The organism is Vibrio sp. Sgm 5 (assembly GCF_026241575.1).
Taxonomy (GTDB): Bacteria; Pseudomonadota; Gammaproteobacteria; order Enterobacterales; family Vibrionaceae; genus Vibrio; species Vibrio jasicida.
This window is the reverse complement of the sequence record NZ_JAPHPY010000153.1, coordinates 1-314: the sequence shown is the minus strand read 5'-3', so window position 1 is coordinate 314 and position 314 is coordinate 1. Positions and strand designations below refer to the sequence as shown.

Below are 314 nucleotides of genomic sequence, written 5' to 3'. Positions count from 1 at the left end.
TGTAGTTTAAACCATCCTTCCCAAAGCACCTTTATTGAAGCTCTACCCGTCCTCTTGGTATCTTTCCAACCGCCTAATTTAGCAAGGTTTTTGTACGCCCAGCCCATATCGGGTACTTCTTTAGGTAACGTCTTACTTTCTAGTTTCAACCACAGTAGCTTCCAAGCTTTTTGGCCCAATACCTTTTCACAACTTTCTTTCGTTAGCTCATCAACTTCTTTAATGAAGCGTAACGCCAATAAACGCGTAGCAACAAAGGCATAGATGACACTTAATCTCTCTAAGTTATCTTTACTTTGTAGCCTGAGTGACTC

The 314-nt window shown here is 41.1% G+C and carries 1 pseudogene; it reads right to left on the bottom strand.

What is annotated here, in order from left to right:
* Positions 1-314, bottom strand: a pseudogene (locus OQJ86_RS26485) (IS4 family transposase); the annotation flags it as partial.